This is a genomic window from Stenotrophomonas sp. GZD-301, assembly GCF_049310345.1.
In the GTDB taxonomy this organism is placed as follows: Bacteria; Pseudomonadota; Gammaproteobacteria; order Xanthomonadales; family Xanthomonadaceae; genus Stenotrophomonas.
In genome coordinates, this window is the sequence record NZ_JBMOWY010000049.1 from 1 (window position 1) to 21,729 (window position 21,729).

Sequence of the window (21,729 nt, forward strand, 5' to 3'; positions counted from 1 at the left end):
TGGCGCCCGACCGCTGTTCGGGCGACGGCGCGAAGCGCCGGGCTGCTGAGGGGCAAGAGCGTGCCGACCAACGGTCGGCACCCACCGGTCGGGTTTCGGTCCGCAACCACCGGTCGGGCTTCGTCGGCACCCACCGGTCGGGTTTCGGTCCGCAACCACCCACCCGGTTCCGGTCGGCAGCGCCTACAGCCAGCCCTTCTGTCGTGCCAGCCGGTGGGCTTCGATGCGGTTGGCCACGCCCAGCTTGCCGATGCACTCGGACAGGTAGTTGCGCACGGTGCCGTGCGACAGCCCGAGCTGGGTGGCGATCTCGCTGGCCGAGCGGCCGTCGCCCGCCAGGCGCAGTACCTGGCGTTCGCGGTCGTTGAGCGGGTCGGCCTGCGACCACGCGTCCAGGGCCAGTTGCGGGTCGATCGCGCGGCCACCGCGCTGCACCTGGCGCAGTGCGTCGGCCAGGTGGTCGGCGGGCGCATCCTTGAGCAGGTAGCCGCACACACCGGCATCCAGCGCGCGGCGCAGGAAGCCCGAGCGGGCGAACGTGGTGACGATCACCACCTTGATCGGCAGCGCGTGACGGGCGATGCGCTGGGCCAGTTCCAGGCCGGACAGGCCCGGCATCTCGATGTCGGTCACCAGGACGTCCGGGGTGAACTGCTGCAGCATCCGCCACGCTTCCTCGCCATCGGCCGCGCTGCCCAGCACCTCGATGTCGGCTTCCAGCCCGAGCAGCGCCGACAGCGCGCCCCGCACCATCGCCTGGTCTTCGGCCAACACGATGCGGATCATGGCGCGCCTCCCGCCGACAGCGGCGTTGGCCCAGCAGGCGTGACCGGCAGCGCGGCGACGGCGGTGGTGGCCGCCGGCAAGGTGATCCGCACCGAAATGCAGGTGCCCTCACCCCGTACCGACTGCAGCAGCAGCGTGCCACGCAGCGCCGCCACACGCTCACGCATGCCGCTGAGGCCGTTGCCATCGGTCTGCACGCCGCCGCGGCCGTCGTCGCGGATCTGCATCAGCAGGGTGCGGCCGTCCTGCTCGAACTGCACCCAGGCCTGGTGCGCCTGCGCGTGCCGGGCGATGTTGGTGGCCGCCTCGCGCAGCACCAGCGACAGCGCACGCTCGATCTCCACCGGCATCGGTGGCGGTGGCGTGTAGTGCAGGTGCACGTGCTGGCACTCCAGCAGCAGCCGCGCCGATGCCAGCTCGGCGGCCAGGTCGCTGGCGCGGATGCCGGTCACCGCGCTGCGCACTTCCGCCAGCGCCTGGCGGGCGATCGTCTCGGCTTCGGTGACCTCGCGACGCGACGCCTCCGGATCACGGTCGAACAGCTTGCGCGAGAGCTCCAGCTTCAAGGTGATCAGCGACAGGGTGTGGCCAAGCAGGTCGTGCAGGTCGCGGCCGATGCGCTCGCGCTCGGCGGTGGCGGCCAGCCGCCGCACCTCTTCCTGCGACAGCTGCAACGCCGCGTCGCGTTCCTTGTTGAGGCTCTCGACGTTGACGATGATGCCGATGATCAAGGCCATCGACGGAATCCACACCACCAGCTGCCATTGATACCCCACCCACAGCGCGATGCCGACGAACACCGCGTTGAGCGCCAGCAGCTGCAGCAGGTAGCGCCACAGGCCACCCTCGCGGCAGGTGCGCAACATCACGCAGCCGAAGATGAAATAGCTGATCCCGGACGGATACCACGGCAGCAGCGCCAGCCCCATCGCCACCATCGCCAGCGCATAGCGCGGCCCGTGGTGGCGCGGGGCCAGCAGCAGGCGGCCGTACAACGCCAGAAACACCGGGTAGGTCAGCACCGTCAGCCAGAACCACCGCCAGGAATAGCCGGTGCCGAAGATCGGGGTGAAGAACACCCAGCCGGTCCACAGCAGGTGGACCGCATCGGCCCAGGCCGGTTTGCCACGGCGCAGGTTGTCGGCCACCGACGAGTCCGGCGCAGGCCGCAGCAGCGTAGCAATCCAGCGCGATGTCACGGGCGGCTCCAGACGGGGTGGGTCAGGCGCGATCATGCCATTTCAGCCCATGCGCCGCAGGCGGCGCCGTGCCAGCGCCAGGGCCACGGCGGTGATACCCAGCAACACCGCGACGTGCACCCACGCGCTGCCCTGCGCCGGCTGGCCCATCGCCGGCAATGCCAGCTGCGCCAGGTGCCAGGTTGGCCAGAGCGGCGCGAGCGTGGTGAACAACGGCGGCAGCATCGACAGCGGCAGCCATAGCCCGGACAGCAGGGCCAGCGGCAGGTAGACCAGGTTGACCACGGCCGGCGCCGCACCCGCACCGACGTGGCTGCCGATCAGCAGGCCGATGGCGCCCATCGGCAACGCTGCGAACGCCGCGACGGCCAGCAGGTGCACCGCCGCCCACGGCGTGACCGCCACGCCGGCAGCGACCGCCACGGCGATCAGCAGCGTGGCCACCAGCACCGCAAACAGCACCGTCATCAACAGCCGCGCCAGCAGCGGCGCCATTGGCGGCATCGGCAGCGCACGCTTGAGCGTGAGCAGGCCACCCTCGCGGTCCAGCGCCAGCTGCACACCAAAGCCGAACAGCGCCGGCGCCATCGCACCGAACACGCAGTAGGTGGCCAGCAGATACACCGGTGCGTAGCCGCGGCCGAGCAGCACGCCGAACAACGAATAGAACAGCACCGGGAACAACAGCGATGGCACCACGAAGCCCGGGTAGCGCCAGGCGCGGCGCAGCTCGCAGCGGATCTCGGCACGGTAGATCGGCCATGCCGCGGCGAGGGCGGGTGTAGCGGTGGGGACGGTGTTCATGCGGCCTCCCGGGTCAGTTCGACGAAGGCGTCGGCCAGGCCGCCGCCATGCACTTCCAGGTCCTGCAGGTGCGGATCTTCGGCAAGCAGCCGCGCCACCACCGGCTCGGCCGGCTCAGCGAGCAGCTGCAGGTTCAGGCCATCGCGCTGCACCTCGCGGACGCCCGGCCAGTGCTGCACTGCCTCCGCGTCGAGCGTGCTGCGGCAGCGGATTCTTCGTGGTGCACGCTGCGGGCGGAACTGCGCCAGCGGGCCATCGGCCAGCACCCGCCCCTGCTCGATGACCACCACGCGCTGCGCCAGCGCCTCGGCTTCCTCCAGATAGTGCGTGGTCAGCAGCACCCCGCAGCCCTCGCCGGCCAGCTGCCGGATCGCCTGCCACAGTGCCTGCCGGGCCTGGATGTCCAGGCCGGTGGTGGGTTCATCGAGGAACAGCAGGCGCGGCCGGCCGCAGATGGCGATGGCGAACTGCACCCGGCGTTGCTGCCCGCCGGACAGCCGGCCGTAGCGGCGCGATGCCAGGTCGGTGAGGCCGGCCAGCGCCAGGCACTCGTCCAGCGGACGGGGATCGGCGTAACAGACCCGCGCCAGGTCGATCAGTTCAGCCACCTGCAGCACCGGCGGCAACGCGGTGCTCTGCAGCATCACGCCGATGCCCGCGCGGCTGGCGCGGTCCTGCGGATCGCCCCCGAGCAGCTCGGCAATGCCGGCATCCAGGCGGCGCAGACCCAGCAGGACGGAGATCGCCGTGCTCTTGCCGGCCCCGTTGCGACCCAGCAGCGCGAGGATCTCGCCGCGATGCAGCGAAAACCCCACACCCTGCAGCGCGGCCACGGCACCATAGTGAACCTGCGCCTGGTGCAGCCGGGCCAGGGGAGACGCAACGGGATCGGACATGGGACACGCTCCGGGACGGGATGGGGACAGCCTCCGCTGTCGCCTTTGCCCCGGACAGTGGCCGTCGTCAGCGCATGCGGGTGACAGCTGTCACTGACGCTGCGCCAGTCGTGCGCGCATGCTGTGCACCACCCGGCGCCCCTGCCGGATTGCCCGAGGCCCGCCGTTGCGGTCACACTCGGCCCGATTCCCCGTCCAGGCTCACGATGAACGCATCTGCTGAACTGCTCAAGGAACTCCGCATCGACCGCAAGACCCCGCCGCCGCCCTCGTCCGGGCGCGGCCGGTGGATCGTGCTGGCGGTGGTGGCGGTGCTGTTGCTCGGCGCGATCGGCTGGTTCGTCGCCGGCCGCGAGCGCCCGATCGAGGTGACCACCGCGCCGGTGGTGGCGATGGGCCAGGGCGGCAGCAGCAGCACCGTGCTTGATGCCAGTGGCTACGTGGTGGCCCGGCGCATGGCCACGGTGTCGGCCAAGATCACCGGCAAGGTCCGCGAGGTGATGATCGAAGAAGGCATGCGCGTGGAGGAAGGCCAGGTCATGGCGACGCTGGACCCGATCGACGCCAACGCCCAGCGCAGCCTGTCGGCGTCGCAGCTGGAGGCCGCGCGCAGCCAGCTGGCCGGCCTGCAGGCCCAGGTGGCCCAGGCCGATGCCGAGGCCGGGCGCCTGCAGTCGCTGGTCGGCCAGCAGCTGGTGTCGCGCTCGCAGTACGACCTGGCCATCGCCCAGCGCGAGAGCCTGCGCGCACAGCTGCGCACCGCCCAGCGCAACACCAGCGTCGCCAGCGATGCGTTGGCCATCGCCGACCTGGGTGTGGACAACAACATCGTGCGCGCGCCGTTCTCCGGCGTGGTGACCGCCAAGTCCGCGCAGCCCGGCGAGATCGTGTCGCCGCTGTCGGCCGGCGGCGGGTTCACCCGCACCGGTATCGGCACCATCGTGGACATGGATTCGCTGGAGATCGAGGTCGAGGTCGGCGAGGCCTTCATCGGCCGCGTGCAGCCGAAGATGCCGGTCGAAGCCACCCTCAATGCCTACCCGGACTGGAAGATTCCCGGCGAAGTGATCGCGATCATCCCCACCGCCGATCGCGGCAAGGCCACCGTCAAAGTGCGTGTGGCGCTGAAGACCAAGGACCCGCGCATCGTGCCGGAGATGGGTGTGCGGGTGAGCTTCCTGGAAGCGGCCAAGCCCCAGGCGGCCGCGCCCAAGGGCGTGCGTGCGCCGGCGTCGGCCCTGGTCGAACGCGGCCAGCAGACCGTGGCCTTCGTGGTGGGCGAGGACCAGCGCGTGCAGCAGCGCACGGTCACCCCCGGCACGGTGTTGAACAACGACCGCCAGGTCACCGCCGGCCTGCGCGCGGGTGAGGTGGTGGTCACCGACCCGCCGGCGGAACTGCGCGACGGCAGCAAGGTCGTGGAAAAGCAATGACGGCCTGAGGCCCGCGGCAGGCGCCTGTCCTGCCGCCCGCCCGCCGATGCGTGTACGCGGCCCCGGCGTGGTTCCGGTGGCGGCGCGATGTGCGATTCCCGCGTGTCGCCACGGCGCGCGCCTGCCCCCTTTCCAACGATCTCCGGAGAACCGCCCATGTCCACCCTGGTTTCGCTCCGCAACATCACCAAGACCTACCAGCGCGGCCCCGAGAAGGTGCAGGTGCTGCACGGCATCCACCTGGACATCCAGCGCGGCGATTTCGTCGCGCTGATGGGTCCCTCCGGCTCGGGCAAGACCACCCTGCTGAACCTGATCGGTGGGCTGGACACGCCCAGCGGCGGCGAGATCGAGATCGAGGGCGAGCGCATCGACCAGATGAGCGGCGGCCAGCTGTCGACGTGGCGCAGTCACCATGTCGGCTTCGTGTTCCAGTTCTACAACCTGATGCCGATGCTGACCGCACAGAAGAACGTGGAACTGCCGCTGCTGCTGACCCACCTCGGCGCGGCCCAGCGCAAGCGCAATGCCGAGATCGCGCTGACCCTGGTCGGCCTGGCCGATCGCCGCAGCCACCGGCCCAACGAACTCTCCGGTGGCCAGCAGCAGCGCGTGGCGATCGCCCGGGCCATCGTCTCCGATCCCACCTTCCTGATCTGCGACGAGCCCACCGGCGACCTGGACCGCCAGTCCGCCGAGGAGATCCTGCAGCTGCTGCAGCAGCTCAACCGCGAGCACGGCAAGACCATCATCATGGTCACCCACGATCCCAAGGCCGCCGAGTACGCCACCCACACCGTGCACCTGGACAAGGGCGAACTGGCCGACGCGCCAGCGGCCCACTGACGGAGGATGCCGCGATGAAATACCTCTCGCTGGTGTGGGCCCAGCTGTTCCGCAGCAAGACCCGCACCCTGCTGACGCTGCTGTCGGTGGTGGCCGCCTTCCTGCTGTTCGGCATGCTCGACTCGGTGCGCGTGGCCTTCACCTCCGGCGGCAGTGTCGAAGGCGTGAACCGCCTGGTGGTCACCTCGCGCCTGTCGATCACCCAATCCCTGCCGATCCGGCTGGACCCGCAGATCCGCCAGGTGGACGGCGTGCGCGACGTGACCTCGGCCATGTGGTTTGGCGGCATCTACCGGGACCCGAAGAACTTCTTCGCCAATTTCTCGGTGGCGCCCAACTACTTCGACGTCTACCGCGAACTGCAGCTGCCACCGGCCCAGCTCAAGGCCTTCCAGGACACCCGCACCGGCGCGGTGGTGGGTGAGAGCCTGGCCAAGGAGTTCGGCTGGAAGATCGGCGACACCATTCCGCTGCAGGCCACGATCTTCCCACGCGGTGGCAGCAACGACTGGCCGCTGCAGCTGGTCGGCATCTACCGCTCCAAGGACCGGGCACTGGCGGCCAATGAAGAACGACAGTTGATGATGAACTGGAAGTACTTCGACGAATCCAACGACTACATCAAGAACCAGGTGAGCTGGTACACGGTGACGCTGGACAACCCCGACCATGCCTCGCGGGTGGCGCAGGCCATCGACGCGATCTCGGCCAACTCCGACCACGAAACCAAGTCGCAGACCGAGTCGGCGTTCCAGCAGGCCTTCGTCAAGCAGTTCGCCGACATCGGCATGATCGTCACCTCGATCATGGGCGCGGTGTTCTTCACCCTGCTGCTGCTCACCGGCAACACGATGGCGCAGGCGGTGCGCGAGCGCATCCCCGAACTGGCCACGCTCAAGACCCTGGGCTTCCAGGATGCGACCGTGCTGGTGCTGGTGATGGTCGAGGCGATCCTGCTGATCGGCCTGGGCGGTGCGATCGGGATGGGGCTGGCCGCCCTCGTGCTGCCGATCCTCGCGCCGATGACGATGGGCCTGCTGCCACCGCAGGTACCGCTGCAGACCTGGCTCATGGGCATCGGCCTGATCCTGGTCATCGGCGTGGTGGTGGGCCTGCTGCCGGCGCTGCGCGCCAAGCGGCTGAAGATCGTCGACGCATTGGCCGGGCGTTGAGCCCAGGAGAACGACATGAAGAAGCATTGGATGGGAAACGCACTGTCGATCCTGCTGCTGGCCGTCGGCCTGGCGGTCTGGGTCGCGCTGCCGTGGTTCGGCGTGCTCGTCGTCGCCGTGGCGATTCTGGTGTGGCTGGCGGTCACCCGCAGCGGGCGCCTGGCACTGGCGGCCACCCGCATCGGCATTGCCAGCCTGCCGCAGCGGTGGGGTGCCTCCTCGGTGATCGTGGTCGGCATCGCCGGTGTGGTCGGCGTGCTGGTGGCCATGCTGGCGATGGGCGAAGGCTTCCAGGCCACGCTCAACAGCACCGGCGATGACAGCACCGCCATCGTGCTGCGCGGTGGCTCGCAGGCCGAGACCAACTCGGTCATCACCCGCGACCAGGTGCCGCTGTTGTCCACGCTGCCGGGCGTGGCCAAGGACGCGCAGGGACGCGCGCTGATCTCGCCGGAACTGTCGCAGGTGGTCAACGTGGCCTCCAGGGCCGATGGCACCGACGTCAACGCGCAGTTCCGCGGGGTTGGCGAGATGGCGTGGGCGGTACACGACAAGATGAAGATCATCGAAGGCCGCCGCTTCAACACCGGCCTGCGCGAGATCGTGGTCGGCAAGGGCGCGCAGGCGCAGTTCCAGGGGCTGGACATTGGCAAGACGTTGACCCTGGGCAACCAGGCCTGGACGGTGGTGGGCGTGTTCGCCTCCGGTGACGCGCACGAGTCCGAACTGTGGACCGACGCGGAGACCCTGGCCGCCACCTACCAGCGCAGCGCCTGGCAGTCGATCAGCGTACGCACCGAGGGCAAGGCCGGCTTCGAGCAGTTCAAGGCGGCGGTCGCCGGCGACCCCCGGCTCAAGCTCGACGTGGAAACCACCCGTGCCTACTACGCCAAGCAGGGCGGTGGTCTCAGCACGTTGATCAGCGTGCTCGGCACCGTGATCGGCGCGATCATGGCGATCGGCGCGGTGTTCGGCGCGCTCAACACCATGTATGCCGCTGTGGCCACCCGCGCCCGCGAGATCGCCACGATGCGTGCGATCGGCTTCCGCGGCCTGCCGGTGGTCACCGCAGTGATGCTGGAGACCATGCTGCTCGCCCTGCTCGGCGGGTTGCTGGGCTGCGCGGTGGCGTGGGCGATCTTCAACGGCTACAGCGTGTCCACCATCGGCAGCAACTTCAGCCAGGTGGTGTTCCAGTTCAAGGTCTCGCCGGAACTGCTATGGAGCGGGTTGAAGTGGGCACTCGGCATCGGTCTGGTCGGTGGCCTGTTCCCGGCACTGCGTGCGGCACGCCTGCCGATCACCACCGCCCTGCGCGACGGTTGACGGCACTGGCAATGCACCCGCGTGCGCAGGCGCGCGCACTAAATAGCAATGATGAAACCGCATGCGCAAGCGTGCGGTTCTTTTTTTTGGAGAGGTGTTCACTGCGCGTTTAGTTGCGCAGCGTGGTGCACGATACCGCTTGTTTTTCAGGGTGCGGTGCAGTGTCGCAGGCGTTCAAGATGCGCACGCACTCGCCGCTATGGATGCGTCCACGTGTCGTGGCGGCGCGCGTCTACGTGCACCGATGCGCGTAGATGAAAAAGGTTTCTTCTGAATGCGCGCATTTGTCAGCGCGTGTTCATTTAAGGCGTTTTTCATGCTTTCAGATGAAAGTAAAAATTTTGAAAAGTCATTAGAATCCCGCCCCCCACGTCGTGGTGTTGTCCCCACGCCGCCCCTCAGGGCGAACGATTTTTTTGAGAAAGAGAACGCACGGATGTATTTGAAGACCAATCCGCTGCGCAACGCGATCGCCATCGCGCTTGTCGCCAGCTGCAGTGCCCCCGCCTTCGCACAGAGTGCCGCGGACGGCACCACCAACCTCGACCGCATTGAAATCACCGGTTCGCGCATCCGCCAGGCCAGCGTGGAAACCGCGCAGCCGGTCGTGGCGCTGAACCGCGCCGAGATCGAGAAGAAGGGCTACGTCAACGTTGCCGACATCCTGCAGGACGTCACCGCCGCCGGTTCGCCGAGCATGAGCCGTGCGTCTTCGCTGACCTCCTCGCGCGACTTCGGCGGCATGTACGTCAGCCTGCGCAACCTGGGTCCGGAACGCAGCCTGGTGCTGATCGACGGCCGTCGCATGGGCGTGAGCGCCGGCGGTTACTCCGACCTGGCCTCGATCCCGTCCTCGATCGTGGACCGCGTGGAAGTGCTGACCGACGGCGCCTCGGCGCTGTACGGCTCGGACGCCATCGCCGGTGTGGTCAACATCATTACCCGCAAGAACTTCGACGGCGCTGAAGTCAACGCCTACGTCGGCCAGTACGGCCAGGGCGACGGTCAGAAGACCTCCTACAGCGCGACCTTCGGCAAGACCTTCGATCGCGGCTGGTTCACCGTGGGTGGCGAGTACACCGACGAAGACCCGGTGCTGGGCAGCGCGCGTGAGTTCACCGCCTACCCGAACGGCCCGGCACACCCGACCGACGGCCTGAGCGGCATCACCGAGTGGGGCTACGCCACCGTCGGTGGCACCAACATCAGCGTCGGCCCGGGCGGCGATCCGTCGCAGGCAGGCAACTTCAAGCCGGTCGACAAGGCCAACGACAGCAACGCCAAGAGCAACATGAGCCTGCTCACCGGCCTGCAGCGCACGTCGGTGTACGCCAACGGTGGTTTCTCCATCACCGACAACCTGCGCATCGTCGCCGACGCGCTGTACAGCGAGCGCGAGTCGACCAAGCAGCTGGCCGGCTACCCGTACTCGGTCTCGGCCGCACAGGCCCGCAACGGCACCCGTGCCGCCCTGTCCAAGGACAGCGCGTTCAACCATTGGGGCCAGGACGTGCTGTTCGCGCACCGCACCGAGGAAATGCCGCGCGGTACCGAGAACAACCTGACCACCAAGCGCGCCAGCCTGGGTCTGGAAGGCAGCTTCGAAACCGGTTCGCGTTACTGGGACTGGAACGTCAGCTACATGTACAACCGCAATGAAGGCGAGCGCATCGGCACGGGCAGCATGTACCAGCCGAACGTGAACCTGGCCGTCGGCCCGTCGTTCATCGACAGCCAGGGCGTGGCGCACTGCGGCACCGTCGGCAACGTCATCGCCGGCTGCACCCCGTGGAACCCGCTGGCGCCGATGGGCTCCAACAGCGCCGGTTCGCTGAGCCGCCAGGACGTGCAGGATTTCCTGTTCACCCGTTACGTGGACAAGATCCAGAGCACCACCAAGGTGGCCAGCGCGAACATCTCCGGTTCGCTGTTCTCGCTGCCGGCCGGTGACATCATGGGTGCGATGGGCTTCGAGCACCGCAGCGAAGAAGCCAGCTACACCCCCGACCTGATGGTGCAGAACGGCCAGATCGCCGGTACCAGCGGCAAGCCGACCCGCGGCGACTACTCGCTCAACGAGGTGTACCTGGAGTTCCAGGTGCCGCTGCTGGCCGACATGGCCTTTGCCCGCGAACTGTCGCTGGACCTGGCCGGTCGCTACTCGGACTACAACAACTTCGGTGCCACCACCAACAGCAAGTTCGGCCTGAAGTGGAAGCCGATCGACAGCCTGCTGGTGCGCGCCACCTACGGCACCGGGTTCCGTGCGCCGACCGTGGATGACCTCTACGGCGGCACCGTGACCACGCGCGATTCGTTCACCGACCCGTGCGACACGCTGTTCGGCGCGGCGGCCAAGAGCCCCGACGTCGCTGCGCGCTGCGCGGTCAACGTGCCGGCGAGCTTCCGCCAGCAGAGCGCCGATGGCAGCAATGCAATGGTGCCGGGCCAGCAGGCGACCACCGATTTCAACTCGGGTTCCAACCCGGAGCTGAAGCCGGAAACCGCCAAGACCTGGACCGTGGGCGTGGTCTACAGCCCGGAATTCGTCTCCGGCCTGGACCTGAGCCTGGACTGGTGGAAGATCCGCATCAACAACGTGATCGTGGGTGAGTCGGCAACGGACATCCTCAACCAGTGCTACATCCAGGGCAACCAGTCGGCCTGCGGCCGCTTCACCCGTTCGACCTCGGGCAAGAACATCGGCCAGGTCACCGCACTGGACCGCACCCTGAACAACGCCGGTTTCCAGGAAACCGCCGGCTATGACCTCAGCGTGCGCTACCGCCTGCCGGAACTGGCGATCGGCAAGTTCGCGATCTCCTGGAACACCACCTATGTGGATTACCTGGAGCGCAAGAGCGACAACATCGACACCACGCCGGTCGAACAGTTCACCGGTTGGGCCGGCAACTTCCGCGTGCGTTCCAACCTCAACGTGGACTGGACCTACGGCAACCTGGGCATCGGCTGGACTGCGCGCTACTACTCCAGCATGAAGGAGAAGTGCTCGTACGACCTGACCGGCGGCCCGGAATGCAACCTGCCGGACTTCAACTCGGTCTACACCGACGCGCAGCCGAGCAACAAGGTGGGCTCCAACACCTTCCACGACCTGCAGGTGCGTTACGTGCTGCCGTGGAACGGCACCGTGTCGATGGGCGTGAACAACGTGTTCAACCATCAGGGTCCGATCATGTACAGCCAGCCGAACAGCAGCTTCACCTACTACGGTGGCTTCGACATCGGCCGCTTCATGTACATGAAGTACCAGCAGCGTTTCTGATCCAGCGTTTCTGATCCACGGCTTACTCTCTCCAAGCCGTTGATGGAAGTAAGGCGGCGCCCTCGGGCGCCGTCTTTTTTTTGCGCGCGGCAATGATCGGGGCCGGTAATCCGCCAACTGCAGCCGGGTAGAGCCGACCGTTGGTCGGCTGGCCGCGCACAGCGCGGCAATGATCGGGGCGGGCAATCCGCCAACGGCAGCCGGGTAGAACCCGGCTCTACGGGTGCGCAGCGCGGCAATGATCGGGGCCGATGATCCACCAACGGCAGCCGGGTAGAACCCGGCTCTACGGGTGCGCGGCGAATCCCCGGGTAGAGCCGACCGTTGGTCGGCTGGCCGCGCGCAGCGCGGCAATGATCGGGGCTGGCAATTCACCAACGGCAGCCGGGTAGAACCCGGCTCTACGGGTGCGCAGCGCGGCAATGATCGGGGCCGGTGATCCGCCAACGGCAGCCGGGTAGAACCCGGCTCTACGGGTGCGCGGCGCGGCAATGATCGGGGCCGGTAATCCGCCAACGGCAGCCGGGTAGAACCCGGCTCTACGTGCGCGCAGCGCGGCAATGATCGGGGCCGGCAATCCGCCGACGGCCGCCGGGTTGAACCGGCCGCTGGCGTCAGGCGGCTTTGCGCGACCGCCACACGCTGTCGCCGATGAACAGCGCCAGGCCGGTCCAGATCGCAGCGAAGCCGATTGCCTTGGCGGTGTCGAACGGTTCGCGGAAGAAGAACACGCCCAGCAGCAGGCCCAGGCTCGGTGCGATGTACTGCAGGATGCCGACCAGCGACAACGGAATGCGTTTGACCCCGTAGGCGAAGCCGATCAACGGCAAGGCCGTGACCGCGCCGCCCAGGATCAGCAGCGCATCGTTCTGCCAGCCCCATCCCCCGAAGAAGCCGCCGCCGTGCCCGTTCTCGCTCCACAGCGCGAAGCCGATGGCCGGCAGGAACAGGTACAGGCTCTCCACGCCCAGCCCCGCCACCGGGTCGACCGAAATCAGTTTGCGCAGCAGGCCGTACAGGCCGAACGAACAGGCCAGCCCCAGCGCGATCCACGGCGGCGTTCCTGCGTCGATGGTCAGCCAGGCCACGCCCAGCCCCGCGCAGCCCACCGCCAGCCATTGCAGGCGGTACAGGCGCTCCTTGAGCACCACCACGCCCAGCAACACGCTGACCAGCGGGTTGATGAAGTAGCCCAGGCTGGTTTCGATCACATGCCCGGCGTTGATCGCCCAGATGTACAGGCCCCAGTTGAACGCGATCGCCAGGCTGCTCAGCGCCAGTGTCGGCAATGCCCGCTTCTGCGCGGCGATTGCCTTCCACCAGCCGGTGCCCACGCTCAGCAGCAGCCAGGCCACCACCAGCACCGTGCTCCAGATGATGCGGTGGGCGATGATCTGCTGCGACGGCACCGCCTTGAGCAGGTGCCAGTAGACCGGCACCAGACCCCACAGGGTGAAGGTGAACGCGGTGATCGCCAACCCGCGGCGTTGTTCCTGCAGGCTGTGCTGCGGCTGCAGGCTCATTTCGCGCGCGTCCGGGCCAGGGTCAGCACCACCACGCCGGCCAGGATCACCGCCATCGCCAGCAGGTCGTGGCTGCCGAAGTGCTCGTTGCCGATGATCACCCCCAGGATCACCGCGATCACCGGATTGACGTAGGCATAGCTGGCCACCAGCGCGGGGCGCACGTTGTGCAGCAGCCACACGTACGCGGTGAACGCCACGATCGACCCGAACACACACAGGTAGGCCACCGCCGCCAGGCCATTGAGGGAGGGCCAGGTGGTGGGACGCTCACCGGTTGCCAGGCCCAGCGCCACCAGCATCACGCCACCGCAGAGCATCTGCCCGGCCGCCGTCATGAACGGGCTGGGCAGGTCCAGCCCGCGCGCCCAGATCGATCCGAAGGCCCAGCCGATGGGGGCGACCAGCAGCAGGATCAGCCCCTGCGGCGAGGCGGTCAGGCTGCTGCCGGCGTTGAGCCAGACCACGCCGAGGAAGCCGATCGCGATGCCCAGCCATTCGCCACGGCTGGCATGCTGGCCGCGCATCGCGGCGAACAGCGCCATCCACAGCGGCACCGAGGCCACGGCGGTGGCCGCCAGGCCCGAGGACACCGTGCGCTCGGCCAGCACCACCATGCCGTTGCCCAGCACCAGCATGGTCAGGCCCATGATCCCCAGGTTGCGCCACTGCCGCCGGGTCGGCGCCGGCATGCCGCGCCAGCGCAGCACCGCGTACATCAGCGAGCCGGCGATGATGAAGCGCGCGCCGGACACGGTCGTCAACGGCAGCGCGCCGCCTTCCAGCGCCAGCCGGATACCGAGATAGGTGGACCCCCAGACCACGTAAACCAGCAACAAGGCAAGTACGACAAGGCCGCTCCGGGGAGCAGCCGCTGCGGGTTCAGGTGAAGACATGGCACACCACCATCCGGGGGAGTGGGAATTCTAGGGCACCGCGTCGCCGGCGATCACCCCGGCAAACGGCATGCTGTATCCGCTGCGGGGGGCCAGGCGGCGTCGCGCGGGCACCTGTCGTTGACGTGCGATAAGGTAACAAGGAGCTGCCGCCCGGTCAGTTCGACCGTTTCCCAGCCAGGACCCCTACCCTGCATGAGCACGACCTCTCCTCCGGCGATTCCGCACGACGCCTCCCGCGCCGCCCTGCGCCGCTCCATCTCCAACACCCTGAAAGGCTCGGCCGGCAATCTGGTCGAGTGGTATGACGTCTACGTCTACTCGGTGTTCGCGGTGTACTTCGAATCGCAGTTCTTCTCGGCCGCCGACAAGAACTCCACCCTGTATGTCTGGGCGATCTTCGCCGCCACCTTCCTGATGCGCCCGATCGGGGCGTGGTACTTCGGCCGCTTCGCCGACCGCTACGGCCGCCGCCTGGCGCTGACCGTCTCGGTGACGGTCATGGCCGCCTGTTCGTTCCTGATCGCCATTACCCCCACCGCCTCGCAGATCGGCATCTGGGCGGCGGTGATCCTGCTGTTCGCGCGCCTGCTGCAGGGCTTCGCCACCGGCGGCGAGTACGGCACCAGCGCCACCTACATGTCCGAAGCGGCCATCCCCGGCCGGCGCGGCTTCCTGTCCTCGTTCCACTACGTCACCCTGGTCGGCGGCCATGTGCTGGCGCAGCTCACGCTGCTGGCCATGCTCACCTTCTGGGACAAGCCGCAGATCTCCGAATGGGGCTGGCGCATCGCCTTCGGCATCGGCGGCATCGCAGCGATCGTGGTGTTCTGGCTGCGCCGCACGATGGACGAGTCGCTGGGCGAGGCCTCCATCGAGGCTGCCAAGACCGGCAAGGCCAAGGCGTCCGGCTCGATGTACGAGCTGTTCGTGCACCAGTGGCGGCCGCTGCTGCTGTGCTTCCTGATCACCGCCGGCGGCACCGTGGCGTTCTACACCTACTCGGTCAACGGGCCGAAGATGATCCAGAGCGCCTTCGCCGGCGACGACGTGATGACCGGCACCCTGATCAACCTCGGCGTGCTGACCTTCCTGATGGTGCTGCAGCCGATCGGCGGCTGGCTGTCGGACATCGTCGGGCGCAAGAGCCTGCTGGTGTTCTTCGGCATCGGCGGCGTGCTGTACACCTGGTACCTGATCACCGAACTGCCCAACCAGCACGACCCGCTGATGGCCTTCCTGGTGCTGGCGATCGGCTTTGTCATCCTCACCGGCTACACCTCGATCAACGCCGTGGTGAAGGCCGAGCTGTTCCCCACCCACGTGCGTGCACTGGGCGTGGGCTTCGGCTACGCGGTGGCCAACTCGCTGTTCGGTGGCACCGCCCCGCTGCTGTACCAGGGCGCGTTGAAGACCGGGCATGTCACCTCGTTCGCCATCTATGTCACGGCGGTGATCGCGGTGTCGCTGGTGGTCTATGTGTTCTTCCTGAAGAACAAGGGCCCCAACTGGCTGGATGGCACCCGCACGCACCCGTAAGCGGCGGCGCGACACGAAAGGAATCGAGCGGTGCGTGCATGGATGCTGTGGGGTGTGATGGCGCTGGGACTGTGGGTCCCGGCGCCGGGCGAGGCGCGCGAGTGCCGGGCAGGCGTGGCGGTGCCCGACACCCACCCGCGCCCCCACGCGCCGCCTGCCACCGCGGCTGACATGCAGGCGCACGTGCGCGCCTGCGAGGTGCTGGAGCAGCGCGACAAGCAGGTGCGTGCCTGGGCGCCGCGGCTGTCGCAGGGGCTGTTCGGGGTGGCGGTGGTGGCAGCGCTGTTCACCGTCGTGGCGCTGTATCGGCAGCGCGCCAGCCAACGGCGCGCCGGACGCGCCCACGTGTACGCATTCATCGCACTGCACGCCTTCGCCGCGCGGGTGATGCTGGGCGTCGGGCTGGCGGTGTATCGGGGGGTTGCCCCGCTCGTCCAGCGGGGGCCCACACGCTGGCTCTGGTATGACCAGTCGCCCGGCGTCTTCATCGTGCAGCAGAGCATCCAGGTCGCCATCGCGGCGGCTGCGCTGGCGGCGGCCTGGTATGTGCTGCGCGACCACCGTCCGCTGCGCACGGTCAATCCGCTGCCGCGCCGGGGGCCACGCCGGCGCTGAGCGTCAGCGGCGCGCCGACTCGCTCTGCTCGCGCACCGCGCGGAACTCCGATCCCTCTTCCCAGTGCGGCCAGCGGCGGCTGTTGGCCAGTTCCGCGCCCAGGTCGTAGACCAGCAGGGTGTCGGCGGCGTGGCCGCTGGCGTCCCAGCTCGGGGTCCAGGCGTCGCAGGCCTGGTGGTAGCACGCGGCGAAGTAGGCATCGCGCAGCGCGCGGCCCTTTTCCACCCCGCCCTCGGTCATGTCCAGCCCCGGGCCGATGGTGATGGCCGGCACGCCGAGGCGCGCGAACGCGAAGTGGTCGGCGCGGTAGAAGAAGCCGGCTTCCAGGTTCGGGTCCGGCGAGTAGGTGCGGCCGCGGGCCTTGGCCACGCGCTCCAGGTCGCCTTCCAGCGAGACCCGGCCCTTGCCCCACGACGCGATGTCGCGGGTCGGGCCATCCGGACTGAACATCTCGATGTTGAGCACCGCGGCGGTCTTGTCCAGCGGCGCCAGCGGGTGCGCGGCGTAGTAACTGGCGCCGAGCAGGCCCTTCTCTTCGGCGGTCAGCGCCACGAAATACAGCGTGCGCTGCGGCTGCGGGCCGGCGGCGAACACCCGGCCCAGCTCCAGCACGGTGGCCACGCCGGTGGCGTTGTCGATCGCGCCACGGCGGATGCGGTCGCCCTTGGCGTCGGGCTGGCCGATGCCGAACGCATCCCAGTGCGCGGAGAAGATCACCGCTTCGTCGGCATGCGCGCCGCCGGGCAGCTTGGCCACCACGTTGCGGGTGATCACCTGCTCGCGCTTGAGCTTGAAGTTCACCGACAGGCGCGCGTCACCAAGCGCGACCGGAGTGAACGCAGGCGTCATCGCGCGGCGCTTCTCGGCCTCGAAATCCAGGCCGGCATCGCGGAACAGCTGCTCGGCCAGCGCGCGCTGCATCCAGCCGCGCACCGGCACGTGCTGGGCCAGCGCCTGCTCGGGGGTGCGCTCGATGTCGAACAGCGGCGAGGTGCCCGAGCTCTTCACCGTGGCCCAGCCATACGCGGCCGGCGCGGTTTCATGCACGATCAGCACACCCTGCGCGCCACGCCGGGCGGCTTCCTCGAATTTGTAGGTCCATCGGCCGTAGTAGGTCACCGCCTTGCCATCGAACGCGCCCGGCGCATCGGCCTCGAAATCGGCGTCGTTGATCAGCACCACGGCGATCTTGCCGTGCAAGTCGACGTCCTTGTAGTCGTTCCACTGCCGGTCCGGCGCATCGATGCCGTAGCCGACGAACACCAGCGGCGCGTCCTGGATGTCCACCGCCGCCTGCGGCCGCAGGCTCTGCAGCGTCACGTCCTCGCCATTGGCCAGCGGACGCAGATTGCCGTTCTGGCGCAGCTGCGCGCGCACCGGGCCATCGACCTGCGCACGCACCATCGGCACCGGCTGCACCCAGGTGCCATCCACGCCACCGGGCTGCAGGCCGTACTTGCGGAATTCGTCGGTCAGGTACTGGACGGTGCGCTCTTCGCCCGCCGAGGCCGGCGCGCGGCCTTCGAACGCGTCAGATGCAAGGATGCGCACATGCCGCGACAGCGCGTCCGGGTCGATGCCGCCACCGGGCAGGTCGTTGGCCGCGTGGGCCAGACCGCCGACGAACAGACAGGACGACAACAGCAGCATGCGCATCGGATTCACGGCAGACACCAGGCGGAAAACGGAAGCCCCGAGTGTAACGTGACACCTGCATGACCGCTGCCCCGGCCGCCCTCAACGGCGGTCGCGATCCAGCCAGCAGGCCAGGCCCTGCGCATTGAGCTCGATGTCCATCGCCAGCGCCTGCGTCACCGCCGCATCATCCAGGGGGCAGCCGTGGGCCTGCGCGCGCTCCAGGTACAGCGCGGTCAGTGCGGCCACCAGGCAGCGATGGCGGTCCGGCCGTGCATCGCACTGGCGCGCGATGTCGGTCATCGCATCGATCTGCTCGACCAGGTCGGCGGCCAGGCGCGGCACGTCTTCCACGCGGCCGTAATGGGTGAGGTACATCGCCTGCGGTGCACGGTCGAGCAGGCGCGCGATCGACTGCTTCAGCGGCTCCGGTTCGAACTGCACCGGCGAGGAGGTGGGCAGGATGAACGCACCGCGCGCGCTGTCCAGCTCGCGGTAGGACAGGCCGAAGGTATCGCCGGTGAACCAGCTCGCGCTGCGCGCATCCCACACGCACAGATGGTGCCGTGCGTGGCCGGGCGTGTGCACGCACTCCAGCGCGCGCCCGGCAAGATCGACGCGGTGGCCATCCTCGGCAATCACCACGCGTTCGGCCGGCACCGCCAGGATCGGACCGTAGCTGCGCTTTATTTCCGCTTCGCCGTACACCTCCGTCGCGCCGGCAATCAGCCGGGCCGGATCGACCATGTGCGGGGCGCCACGGGGGTGCACCACGAGCATCGCGTTGGGCAGCTGCTGCATCAGCAGGCCTGCGCCGCCGGCATGGTCCAGATGCACATGGGTCAGCACCAGCCAGTCCACGGCGTCGGCTGCCACGCCCGCGCGCGCCAGCGCCTTGAGCATGGCCGGCACCGCCAACCCGGTACCGCAGTCGATGAACGCGGCGCGCCCGTTCTCGACCACCAGGTAGGCGGCGTCGAAATCGTCGCGCTGGAACGCGGTATCGATGGTGTGGATGCTGGGGTCGGAGGTCATCGGCTCATCCCTGGCGGAACATCGGCTAACACGCCCAGTCTAGGGCGAACCCGCCGCCGGCTTCGATGCGGCTTTGGTCGAACACCGCGCCAGCAGCGGCCCGCGCAGCAGGATCGCAGCGACCATCACTGCCAGGAACGCACCGTAGGCATACAGCACGGCCAGCACCTGTCGCCAGATCGGGCCGGCATCGGACTGCACCCCGCCGAGATGGTGGCCCCACAGCATCGCCAGGATGCTGAGGGCGAAGGCAAGCACCAGCGCGACGCCGTCGAACAGGCGGCGCGATGGGCCACGCGGCTGGCGGGGAAACAGCCAGTACAGCGTTCCCAACAGCACAAACCAGGGCAGGAACAACACCAACGACAACCAGGCCATTGCAGTCTCCCGTGCAGGATGTCCGCATCATGCCATGCGCCGATGCCGCCGGCGGCCCGGTACCGGCACCGGGCCGGTACCGCTGCGATCAGGCCTGCTCGCGCAACACCTGCAGGGCATCGAGCACGACCGCCACGTCGACCTCGACCTTGAACAGTTCGCTCTGCAGGCCATCGCCGTGCGTGGTCTGCTTGAGCACACCGATCAGCTGGCCGGCGTCACGCGGCGAATCGAAGGCCTCGCTCTGGATCAGCAGGCTGCCGTCGCCGGCCAGCAGCTTGAAGTAGAACCGGCCGTCCTTCTCGCGGTACTGCTTGAACATCGGCGGCGCCGCGCGCGCTTCGCTGCTGTCTTCGCTGGCCACGCCACCGGCGCTGGACAGATCGCGCAGACCCACCGCATGGCGCAGTTCGGCCAGCAGCGGCACCGCATACTGCTCACGCAGCTGCTGGCCACGGCGACGCAGCAGCGCCTCGATCTTCTCCGGCTCGGCCATCAGCGCCTCGTAGCGCTCGCGCAGCGGGGTCAGCTCGGCGTCGATGCGCTCGAACAGCTGCTGCTTGGCCTCGCCCCAGCCGATGCCGTCGGCAAAGGCCTGGGCGAACGCGGCGGTCTGCTCGGCGCTGGCGAAGGCCTGGTACATCTGGAACAGCGCCGAGCCCTCGGTACTCTTGGGCTCGCCCGGTGCGCGCGAGTCGGTGAGGATGGAGAACACCAGCTTCTTCAGCTCCGCGCGCGGCGCGAACAGCGGAATGGTGTTGTGGTAGCTCTTGCTCATCTTGCGGCCGTCCAGGCCGGCCAGCGTGGCCACCTGCTCGTCGATCACCACCTCCGGCAACGGGAAATACTCCTTGCCGTACACGTGGTTGAAGCGCTGGGCAAAATCGCGCGCCATCTCGATGTGCTGGATCTGGTCACGGCCGACCGGTACGCGGTTGGCCTTGAAGATCAGGATGTCGGCCGCCATCAGCACCGGGTACATGAACAGACCCGCGCTGACGCCGGCATCGTCGTCGAGCTGCTCCTCGCGGTTCTTGTCCACGGCCGCCTTGTAGGCATGGGCGCGGTTGAGGATGCCCTTGCTGGCGATGGCGGTCAGGAACCACATCAGCTCGGTGGTTTCCGGGATGTCGCTCTGCCGGTAGAACCACACCTTGTCCGGGTCCAGCCCACACGCCAGCCAGCTCGCCGCGATCTCCAGGGTCGAGCGCTGGGTCCGCGCCGGCTCCTGCGCCTTGATCAGGCTGTGCAGGTCGGCCAGGAAGAAGAAGCTTTCGATGCCGGACGCCTGGCTGGCCGCAATGGCCGGACGGATGGCGCCGACGTAGTTGCCCAGGTGGGGGGTGCCGGAGGGGGTGATGCCGGTAAGAACGCGGGTGGTCATGAGGGAATCGTTACGGACAGTTGAACGCCCCCAGTTTACCTGCCCGCGCGCAACCCCGTTGGGCGGGGTGGGGCGTTCAATCCCGTACCCCAACCCGGATGCCTGCCATGAAACGCCTGATCCTGCCCCTGCTGGCCACGCTGATGCTGTGCGGCTTCACGCCGGTCGTTGCGCCCCCCGCCGATGCCGGCCCGGTATCCCTGGAGGTGGTGGACCGCGACAGCGGCCGCACCCTGCGCCAGTACCACGACAGGTCCCAGCGCTGGGTCGCCGGCCAGCAGGGCCACCGCTACAGCGTGGCGTTGCGCAACGACAGCGACGAGCGCGTGCTGGTGGTGCTGTCGGTGGACGGCCTGAACGCCATCACCGGCGAGGTTGCCGCCCCCGGCCAGACCGGCTATGTGCTCGACCCGTGGCAGCGCGCGGAGATCAGCGGCTGGCGCAAGTCCCCGCGCGAGGTCGCCCAGTTCGTGTTCACCGACCCCGGCCGCAGCTACGCCGCGCGCACCGACCGCCCCGACAACATCGGCGTGATCGGCATCGCCGTGTTCCGCGAAGCGGCCCGCTACGTGCCGGCACCGCCGATCGCCCGACCGTCGCGCCCGATCCTGCGCGAGGCCCCGCAGGCCGAAGCGGCTGCCGACATGGCCTCCTCCGCACGCAGCGTGGCGGCGCCCGCGCCGCAGCTTGGCACCGGCCACGGTGCGCGCGAATATTCGCGTGCGGACAACACCACTTTCGACCGCGCCACGCGCATGCCGACACAGCGGCTGGACGTGCGCTACGACAGCGAGCGCAATCTGATCGCACGGGGTGTCATGCCCCGGCGCGCACTGCGCCGCGACGATGCGCCGCAGGCATTCCCGCAGGGCTACGTCCCCGACCCGCCGTCGTACCGCACGCGTTGAAACAGAAAAGGCGGGCCGCGCAATGCGGCCCGCCTGGTTTCATACCCTGGCGGCCGTGCCGCCTCACT

18 protein-coding genes are annotated in these 21,729 nt (G+C 68.5%); 8 read left to right on the plus strand and 10 right to left on the minus strand.

Annotated features, from left to right (window positions below; genetic code table 11):
* Positions 1-183: 183 nt before the first annotated feature.
* The 4 genes from ACO6VK_RS13315 to ACO6VK_RS13330 are packed head-to-tail and all read right to left on the minus strand — an operon-like array spanning position 184 to position 3,685.
* A complete protein-coding gene (locus ACO6VK_RS13315) occupies positions 184-786 on the minus strand; it encodes a response regulator (protein WP_422507852.1) in 603 nt (200 codons plus the stop codon).
* Complete coding sequence (locus tag ACO6VK_RS13320) at positions 783-2,021, minus strand: sensor histidine kinase (protein ID WP_422507854.1); 1,239 nt, start codon at positions 2,019-2,021, stop codon at positions 783-785. Before ACO6VK_RS13320 ends, ACO6VK_RS13315 begins: the two co-directional genes overlap by 4 nt.
* Before the next feature lie 6 nt (positions 2,022-2,027).
* The gene (locus ACO6VK_RS13325) at positions 2,028-2,789 is read right to left on the minus strand and encodes an ABC transporter permease (protein ID WP_422507856.1); all 762 of its coding nucleotides are present in this window, start codon (positions 2,787-2,789) and stop codon (positions 2,028-2,030) included.
* Positions 2,786-3,685: an ABC transporter ATP-binding protein gene (locus tag ACO6VK_RS13330; protein ID WP_422507858.1), complete on the minus strand. Its 900-nt coding sequence runs from the start codon at positions 3,683-3,685 to the stop codon at positions 2,786-2,788. The genes ACO6VK_RS13325 and ACO6VK_RS13330 overlap by 4 nt, the downstream gene beginning before the upstream one ends.
* Positions 3,686-3,891: 206 nt before the next feature.
* Between ACO6VK_RS13330 and ACO6VK_RS13335 the strand changes: the two genes are divergently transcribed.
* The 5 genes from ACO6VK_RS13335 to ACO6VK_RS13355 all read left to right on the plus strand — a co-directional run bounded on the left by ACO6VK_RS13335 (position 3,892) and on the right by ACO6VK_RS13355 (position 11,748).
* Positions 3,892-5,118, plus strand: a complete 1,227-nt coding sequence (locus ACO6VK_RS13335) for an efflux RND transporter periplasmic adaptor subunit (RefSeq protein ID WP_422507860.1) — start codon at positions 3,892-3,894, stop codon at positions 5,116-5,118.
* A gap of 156 nt (positions 5,119-5,274) precedes the next feature.
* Entirely contained in the window at positions 5,275-5,964 is a 690-nt protein-coding gene (locus ACO6VK_RS13340) for an ABC transporter ATP-binding protein (protein ID WP_422507862.1), read from the plus strand.
* Positions 5,965-5,978: 14 nt separating this feature from the next.
* The gene (locus tag ACO6VK_RS13345; protein WP_422507864.1) at positions 5,979-7,136 is read left to right on the plus strand and encodes an ABC transporter permease; all 1,158 of its coding nucleotides are present in this window, start codon (positions 5,979-5,981) and stop codon (positions 7,134-7,136) included.
* Positions 7,137-7,151: 15 nt separating this feature from the next.
* The gene (locus tag ACO6VK_RS13350) at positions 7,152-8,462 is read left to right on the plus strand and encodes an ABC transporter permease (RefSeq protein WP_422507866.1); all 1,311 of its coding nucleotides are present in this window, start codon (positions 7,152-7,154) and stop codon (positions 8,460-8,462) included.
* Between the two features lie 436 nt (positions 8,463-8,898).
* Positions 8,899-11,748 carry a TonB-dependent receptor plug domain-containing protein gene (locus ACO6VK_RS13355; protein ID WP_422507868.1) on the plus strand — a complete coding sequence of 950 codons (2,850 nt, stop codon included), beginning with the start codon at positions 8,899-8,901 and terminating at the stop codon, positions 11,746-11,748.
* Between the two features lie 614 nt (positions 11,749-12,362).
* On the opposite strand, the gene rarD is transcribed toward ACO6VK_RS13355, so the two are convergent.
* On the minus strand, positions 12,363-13,271 hold the full coding sequence (rarD, locus tag ACO6VK_RS13360) for an EamA family transporter RarD (protein WP_422507870.1): 909 nt from the start codon (positions 13,269-13,271) through the stop codon (positions 12,363-12,365).
* Positions 13,268-14,167, minus strand: coding sequence for a drug/metabolite exporter YedA (gene yedA / locus ACO6VK_RS13365; RefSeq protein WP_422507872.1), 900 nt, complete (start codon positions 14,165-14,167; stop codon positions 13,268-13,270). The genes rarD and yedA overlap by 4 nt, the downstream gene beginning before the upstream one ends.
* 195 nt (positions 14,168-14,362) lie before the next feature.
* On the opposite strand from yedA, the gene ACO6VK_RS13370 reads away from it, so the two are divergent.
* Both ACO6VK_RS13370 and ACO6VK_RS13375 read left to right on the plus strand, forming a co-directional pair.
* Positions 14,363-15,706: an MFS transporter gene (locus ACO6VK_RS13370; RefSeq protein WP_422507874.1), complete on the plus strand. Its 1,344-nt coding sequence runs from the start codon at positions 14,363-14,365 to the stop codon at positions 15,704-15,706.
* 30 nt (positions 15,707-15,736) lie between these two features.
* On the plus strand, positions 15,737-16,321 hold the full coding sequence (locus ACO6VK_RS13375; protein ID WP_422507876.1) for a hypothetical protein: 585 nt from the start codon (positions 15,737-15,739) through the stop codon (positions 16,319-16,321).
* Between the two features lie 3 nt (positions 16,322-16,324).
* Here the strand turns inward: ACO6VK_RS13375 and ACO6VK_RS13380 are convergent, their stop codons facing one another.
* The 4 genes from ACO6VK_RS13380 to ACO6VK_RS13395 all read right to left on the minus strand — a co-directional run bounded on the left by ACO6VK_RS13380 (position 16,325) and on the right by ACO6VK_RS13395 (position 20,753).
* Entirely contained in the window at positions 16,325-17,977 is a 1,653-nt protein-coding gene (locus ACO6VK_RS13380; protein ID WP_422507916.1) for a M28 family metallopeptidase, read from the minus strand.
* An 81-nt stretch (positions 17,978-18,058) separates the two neighbouring features.
* A complete protein-coding gene (locus ACO6VK_RS13385; RefSeq protein ID WP_422507878.1) occupies positions 18,059-18,991 on the minus strand; it encodes an MBL fold metallo-hydrolase in 933 nt (310 codons plus the stop codon).
* A 39-nt stretch (positions 18,992-19,030) separates the two neighbouring features.
* Positions 19,031-19,369, minus strand: a complete 339-nt coding sequence (locus ACO6VK_RS13390) for a hypothetical protein (RefSeq protein ID WP_422507880.1) — start codon at positions 19,367-19,369, stop codon at positions 19,031-19,033.
* Between the two features lie 88 nt (positions 19,370-19,457).
* Entirely contained in the window at positions 19,458-20,753 is a 1,296-nt protein-coding gene (locus ACO6VK_RS13395) for a tryptophan--tRNA ligase (protein WP_422507882.1), read from the minus strand.
* A gap of 107 nt (positions 20,754-20,860) precedes the next feature.
* On the opposite strand from ACO6VK_RS13395, the gene ACO6VK_RS13400 reads away from it, so the two are divergent.
* On the plus strand, positions 20,861-21,661 hold the full coding sequence (locus ACO6VK_RS13400; RefSeq protein WP_422507884.1) for a hypothetical protein: 801 nt from the start codon (positions 20,861-20,863) through the stop codon (positions 21,659-21,661).
* The last annotated feature ends 68 nt before the right edge of the window (positions 21,662-21,729 follow it).

What these genes read in the sequence shown, in the direction of transcription:
- ACO6VK_RS13395 (WP_422507882.1), bottom strand. Translation starts at nt 20,753, where the DNA reads ATGACCACCCGCGTTCTTACCGGCATCACCCCCTCCGGCACCCCCCAC.
- ACO6VK_RS13350 (WP_422507866.1), top strand. Translation starts at nt 7,152, where the DNA reads ATGAAGAAGCATTGGATGGGAAACGCACTGTCGATCCTGCTGCTGGCC.
- ACO6VK_RS13385 (WP_422507878.1), bottom strand. Translation starts at nt 18,991, where the DNA reads ATGACCTCCGACCCCAGCATCCACACCATCGATACCGCGTTCCAGCGC.
- ACO6VK_RS13380 (WP_422507916.1), bottom strand. Translation starts at nt 17,977, where the DNA reads ATGCGCATGCTGCTGTTGTCGTCCTGTCTGTTCGTCGGCGGTCTGGCC.
- ACO6VK_RS13330 (WP_422507858.1), bottom strand. Translation starts at nt 3,685, where the DNA reads ATGTCCGATCCCGTTGCGTCTCCCCTGGCCCGGCTGCACCAGGCGCAG.
- ACO6VK_RS13315 (WP_422507852.1), bottom strand. Translation starts at nt 786, where the DNA reads ATGATCCGCATCGTGTTGGCCGAAGACCAGGCGATGGTGCGGGGCGCG.
- rarD (WP_422507870.1), bottom strand. Translation starts at nt 13,271, where the DNA reads ATGAGCCTGCAGCCGCAGCACAGCCTGCAGGAACAACGCCGCGGGTTG.
- ACO6VK_RS13355 (WP_422507868.1), top strand. Translation starts at nt 8,899, where the DNA reads ATGTATTTGAAGACCAATCCGCTGCGCAACGCGATCGCCATCGCGCTT.
- ACO6VK_RS13325 (WP_422507856.1), bottom strand. Translation starts at nt 2,789, where the DNA reads ATGAACACCGTCCCCACCGCTACACCCGCCCTCGCCGCGGCATGGCCG.
- ACO6VK_RS13320 (WP_422507854.1), bottom strand. Translation starts at nt 2,021, where the DNA reads ATGATCGCGCCTGACCCACCCCGTCTGGAGCCGCCCGTGACATCGCGC.
- yedA (WP_422507872.1), bottom strand. Translation starts at nt 14,167, where the DNA reads ATGTCTTCACCTGAACCCGCAGCGGCTGCTCCCCGGAGCGGCCTTGTC.
- ACO6VK_RS13390 (WP_422507880.1), bottom strand. Translation starts at nt 19,369, where the DNA reads ATGGCCTGGTTGTCGTTGGTGTTGTTCCTGCCCTGGTTTGTGCTGTTG.
- ACO6VK_RS13370 (WP_422507874.1), top strand. Translation starts at nt 14,363, where the DNA reads ATGAGCACGACCTCTCCTCCGGCGATTCCGCACGACGCCTCCCGCGCC.
- ACO6VK_RS13345 (WP_422507864.1), top strand. Translation starts at nt 5,979, where the DNA reads ATGAAATACCTCTCGCTGGTGTGGGCCCAGCTGTTCCGCAGCAAGACC.
- ACO6VK_RS13335 (WP_422507860.1), top strand. Translation starts at nt 3,892, where the DNA reads ATGAACGCATCTGCTGAACTGCTCAAGGAACTCCGCATCGACCGCAAG.
- ACO6VK_RS13400 (WP_422507884.1), top strand. Translation starts at nt 20,861, where the DNA reads ATGAAACGCCTGATCCTGCCCCTGCTGGCCACGCTGATGCTGTGCGGC.
- ACO6VK_RS13340 (WP_422507862.1), top strand. Translation starts at nt 5,275, where the DNA reads ATGTCCACCCTGGTTTCGCTCCGCAACATCACCAAGACCTACCAGCGC.